Source organism: Armatimonas sp. (assembly GCF_964826245.1).
Map to the genome: position 1 here is coordinate 1 of NZ_CBAYMC010000288.1, position 4762 is coordinate 4762.

6 protein-coding genes are annotated in these 4762 nt (G+C 59.2%); 4 read left to right on the top strand and 2 right to left on the bottom strand.

Translation table 11 applies throughout. The features are described from left to right. A partial coding sequence (locus tag AC1XOS_RS19820) for a hypothetical protein (protein ID WP_481963944.1) occupies nt 1-332 on the bottom strand: 332 nt, incomplete at its 3' end. A gap of 33 nt (nt 333-365) precedes the next feature. On the opposite strand from AC1XOS_RS19820, the gene AC1XOS_RS19825 reads away from it, so the two are divergent. From AC1XOS_RS19825 to AC1XOS_RS19840, 4 genes are all read left to right on the top strand, one after another. Then, nucleotides 366-797: a Spy/CpxP family protein refolding chaperone gene (locus AC1XOS_RS19825; RefSeq protein WP_481963945.1), complete on the top strand. Its 432-nt coding sequence runs from the start codon at nt 366-368 to the stop codon at nt 795-797. A gap of 63 nt (nt 798-860) precedes the next feature. Next, a complete protein-coding gene (locus AC1XOS_RS19830) occupies nt 861-1373 on the top strand; it encodes a hypothetical protein (RefSeq protein ID WP_481963946.1) in 513 nt (170 codons plus the stop codon). Nucleotides 1374-1465: 92 nt separating this feature from the next. After that, nucleotides 1466-2944, top strand: a complete 1479-nt coding sequence (locus AC1XOS_RS19835; RefSeq protein ID WP_481963947.1) for an amidohydrolase — start codon at nt 1466-1468, stop codon at nt 2942-2944. Between the two features lie 95 nt (nt 2945-3039). Beyond that, entirely contained in the window at nt 3040-4353 is a 1314-nt protein-coding gene (locus AC1XOS_RS19840; RefSeq protein ID WP_481963948.1) for a hypothetical protein, read from the top strand. Between the two features lie 48 nt (nt 4354-4401). Here AC1XOS_RS19840 and AC1XOS_RS19845 read toward each other — a convergent pair. Beyond that, a partial coding sequence (locus AC1XOS_RS19845) for a hypothetical protein (protein ID WP_481963949.1) occupies nt 4402-4762 on the bottom strand: 361 nt, incomplete at its 5' end.

Sequence of the window (4762 nt, forward strand, 5' to 3'; positions counted from 1 at the left end):
GGGGTAAGCGTGTATTTTAGGCGGACATTGCGGTCGGAGGTAGCCTCCAGAGTGCTCTCAAACGTGACGGCGATACTGGCGGGGAGGGTGCGCGTGCGAATGCGAGCCGCCCCAGGGGTGGAAGCCGCAACGGTCGTTCGGTACTGCCACATGGCCTCAAAGATACCCGGCCGGATGGTCGCAAAGACCCGCTGGCTATTGGCGACACGAACCGTGAGTGTCCCCGCGCGGTCTAAAGTGGCTGTCAGGCGCTGGGGCGGCTGTGCCCGTACACTACCCGCAAAGTACAAAAGAGTACCAAATAAGCACCCCAACAGTCGTCCGATGTGCATAAATACCTAATCCTCTGGTACACTTCGTTCGACATGAGAACCGTGAAACCCTTCTCTCTATTCTGTGCTCTGCTGTGTGTCGGCCCTGTTTTCGCTCAGGCGAAAAAATCTGTCGGGACAGCGCCTGCTCCCACAGGGCAGCGGCGAAACCTACAAGCGGAGCTGGAAAAAGAACTCAAGCTTACCGAAGCCCAGAAGAAAAAGTGGACGGAGATCATTGGACGCTACCGCCCGAAGGTGAAGGCTGTTCAGGACAAGTATGCCCCCAAACTCGACGAGCTACGGAAACAGATGCGGACACTGAGCACTAAAGCTTCCGGTGAGCTAAAACCCACCCTGGATGCCCGTCGCACGGAGCTGGATGCTGTCCTGACTCCGGAACAACGCAAGAAAAAGGCGACACTGGATGCTGCCTTGAAGGCTGCGATTCAGCGACGAGCCGGTTCCGGGAACCAAAAAACGTAACCTCTGCGTATAAATGCTGTCGAAAGCAGCAACGTAAAACTCAACTCAAGAAAGTTAGCAATAATGAAGCAATGGATGATGCGGCTGGCAACCGCCTTTACAATGGTAGTGACCGTGGCCCTGGCCGCACCGCAGGCAGTCGCCCAGGGACCACAGCCACCCGCAGGCGGCGCTGCCCCCAGCGATGCCGATAAGAAAGCCTACGAAGCCTTTACCAAAAAGGCTGCCGATATTCAGAAGAAGTACGGTCCACAAATGCAATCGCTTCAGAAGAAGTACAAAGCGGACATGGAGACGCTCCAGAAGAAATATAAGCCTAAGATGGAAGCGGCTCAAAAAGAAGCACAAGGCCTAAAGCCAGAAGACCAGAAAGGTCCTAAGGGACAGGCAGCCATCAAGAAAATGATGGATCTGCAGAAGCAGATGATGTCTGAGCCCGCTGCAAAGAAAATGCTAGGCGAGATCAAGCCGGTTGCCAAAAAGATGAGCGATGAGATTCTTGCGGCGGCCCCAGCGAAGTTCAAGCCGATGGTCAAGCAGCAAATTGACATGCAGATGAAGCAGCTCGGCGGTTAGTTTCGTCGTGGCAAGCCGGGGCTCTTGCCCCGGCTTTTTTGTTTGTGGAATTTTTGTCAATGACGGTTTTTTGTAATGCGATTATTCACACGATGACTGCGCCCTCGGCACGCGCCGAGGCGTTTGTGGTCGCAGATAGCAAGGTGGTCTTTGCGGGGAGTAGCGCGGAAGCTCGCGTCTTCGCGGGGGGACACGCCGAATATATTGATCTGGCGGGAAAGACCGTCGTGCCGGGCTTCTGCGACTCGCACTTGCATCTCTATATGTTTGGTGCAGGGCTCTTGCGGACGGCGGATCTCCTGAACTGCGCCAGCCTCGACGAGCTACTCACGCGCCTCTCAGATCACGCTGTCCGCTACGATGGCCCGTTTCTCTTGGCACGGGGCTTCGACCAGAGTAAGCTGGTGGAGGGGCGCTTCCCGACTCGCATTGAGCTAGACAAGATCTCTCCCACCCGTCCGCTACTGGTCACCCGTGTCTGTGGCCACGCAATGGTGGTGAACTCCGCCGCCTTGGCGCTTGTCACTGAGGCGGAGCGTGCGGCAGGCGACGTGGACTCGGGGCTCTACACCGAGACCGCGATTACCCCGTTTTATAACCTCGTGCCGCCGCTGACAGAGGCGGAGGGCGAAGAGGCCGTGCGCCAAGCCGCTGCCGTTGCGCTGAAGTCTGGGATGACGAGTGTCGGGACGCTGCTCGACACCCCTGATCAGCTCGGGGCCTACGCACGGCTCCGGCGCAAAGATCAGCTTCCGATTCGGGTGACAGGAATGCCGCCTCAGACAAGTGGCGACACGCTTCATGCCCATGGCATCGGCACGACCTTTGGCGATACGTGGCTCAAGCTCGGTGGGGCGAAGTTCTTCTCCGATGGCTCACTTGGAGCCTACACGGCGCTCATGGCCGAGCCCTACGAAGCCACGGGGGAGTGCGGCACGCGTATCTACGACCCCGACGTGCTAAAGCAGCGCTGCGCCGAGCTGCAAAGCAAAGGCTTCCAGCTCGTGATCCATGCGATTGGGGACCAAGCAGTGCGCGAGAGCCTGGATGCGATAGAGTTTGCCCTGAGCCAGAGCAACCAAGACAATACGTACCACCGCCATAGACTCGAGCATGTCTCAATCCTACCTGCTGACTTGCTGGCACGCATGGCCAAGCACAAGATCGTGGGGGCGATCCAGCCGCAGTTCGTCACTTCGGACACCTGGACCGGTGAGCGCGTGGGGGAGGCGCGAGCAAAGCATGCCTATCCGTTTGCGGCGATGCGCTCCGCAGGAATCCCCCTGGCGCTCGGCTCGGACTGTCCCGTCGAAAAACTCGATGCGTTTCTCTGCCTCAATGCCGCCGTCAACCGCCACGCTTGGACACCCGAAGGTGGCCTCTCGGTGGACGAAGCACTCTATGACTACACGGTCGGGAGCCACTACGCACTCCACCAAGACCATTATCTTGGCAAGCTCACCCCTGGCTACCTCGCCGACTTTGTCGTCCTCTCCGATGCACCCACGCCCCAAAATCTCACCTCGCTCACCGCCGAACAAGTCTACGTTGCGGGCAATCGGGTCGTGTGATGCGTGCCGTTCACTATTTGCGAATTGCAAATAGGCTGGTTCTGTTCGTGCTTGGGCTTGCGCTCTTAGGCGGCGTTTTTTGGATCCTGTGGCTCATGAGCGAGCGCGATAGCCGCTTGCCTAAGCTTGCTTTGACACTGCCCCAAGAGCGGCAGCGGGCACGGCAGGCAGGTCTACCTCAGGCAATGCAGGAGCTTCCGAAACGCCCGGTGCTCCGCGAGAAAGACAACGCGGCGCCGCTCTACCGTGAGGCCGTGAACTTACTCCCCGACTGGACTCCCGAAGAGCGGCTGGCCATTGCGAGGATGCTCAGCCCAACCAGCAAGCTCAAAGACGGTGATGCGGCGCTACTAGGAAAAGTGCTTGAGGCTGCCGTTCCCGCACTGCGGCTCGTGAGAGAGGGCGTGCGTCGGCCCCACTGTGACTTCGGCTGGCATGATGCACTTACCGAAGAGGAGTGGAAGCGGCGGCGCGAGATCTTACTTGCCTGTGATCGGCTGGCCCAGCTCTTTCAGGTCTATGCAAAGGGGCACAAGCAGCCCGAAAAAGCACTGGCGACACTGGGGCTCATCCAGCGCTTTACGCATCAGCTTACCGAGGAGCCTGGTCTGCTGGTCTGGACGATCCGAGACCGACATGCGATTCTCTCGGCGCGGGTGCTGTTCTTGGTGGCTCTGGAGTATCCTGAGCGCCTCCCAGAGATCGATCGTGACTGGGAAACTTGGCGCACTCCTCCCGGCATACTGAAGGAAATTTGGCTCCTTCAGTGTGTCAAAGAGCAGGGCGATGCCCGTGAGCACCGCGAAAAACTCTATAAGCCCGAGGACGAGCCCTTTCTGGACTACAACCCGCTCTGGCGGGAGCTGGATCGGCTGGATCACACGCTTGGCTGGCAGCTCTACGCCGATGCCTCCGAGGTGATCAACCTGCGCTACTGGCGGGCGGTGAAATCTGCGCTCGCTCCGATCCCCGATGCAGACCTCACGGCGCAGTGGCGGGCTCTGAAAGCACTGGATACCGCTGAGGACAAACGGGGGAAGGCGTTTGCGGGCTACTGGTATCCCCAGCGCTACAGTGGGCTCGCGACGGAGTTCTTGCTGGCGGAGCTGGCCTATCGCCTCCCGCGCGTTGCTCTGGCGATCCAGGGGTTTGAGCGGATAAAAAAGAAACCTCTGACACGCCTGGAAGACTTGCCGTCGGGTACACCCCTCACCGATGTGTTTTCAGGAAAACCGCTTTTGCGGAAAGGGCAGCGGCTCTATAGCGTGGGCTTTGACGGAAAAGACGACGGTGGGGATGAGAAGAAAGACATCGTCCGTGACCTGACGAAAGAGGCGGCTCCACCCGTGGGGCAGAGCCGCCGTGGGATCATGCGTCGTCCCGGTCGGACGGCGGGGCGGGCGGAGTAGAGGGTGCCGGTGTCCTTGAGCTTGTCGAACTCTTCCGTATTGAATTTTTTATCGCCGTGTGAGAATCCGCACTTCGTGGGGGGCGAGGTTGAGGTTGGTCTTGCCGCCAGAGACGCGCACAGGAGTACTCGCAGGAGCCATACCAGCGGGTGTCTGGCCGTGTAGCTCTTGTGCTTCCCACTTGCCAGGCAGGAGCTTCTCCAGAGTCGCCTGCTGACGGACTCCGGTTTTATTGACCACGATCACGCACTGCCCAAGGCCGAAGGCTTCGACGGGTGCGACGAGTGCCGTGCTTGAGGCAGTCACGCTCCGATAGGGGGTACCGACAAGAGGCTTCAGGACATTAAGAGCCCGGGCAGCGTAGCCACGTCCCATATCAAACGTGGCACTATGCACTCCAGCGAGCGTG

Bases quoted from the DNA above. Each gene is read 5' to 3' on its own strand.
- AC1XOS_RS19825 (WP_481963945.1), top strand. From the start codon at position 366: ATGAGAACCGTGAAACCCTTCTCTCTATTCTGTGCTCTGCTGTGTGTC.
- AC1XOS_RS19830 (WP_481963946.1), top strand. From the start codon at position 861: ATGAAGCAATGGATGATGCGGCTGGCAACCGCCTTTACAATGGTAGTG.
- AC1XOS_RS19835 (WP_481963947.1), top strand. From the start codon at position 1,466: ATGACTGCGCCCTCGGCACGCGCCGAGGCGTTTGTGGTCGCAGATAGC.
- AC1XOS_RS19840 (WP_481963948.1), top strand. From the start codon at position 3,040: ATGAGCGAGCGCGATAGCCGCTTGCCTAAGCTTGCTTTGACACTGCCC.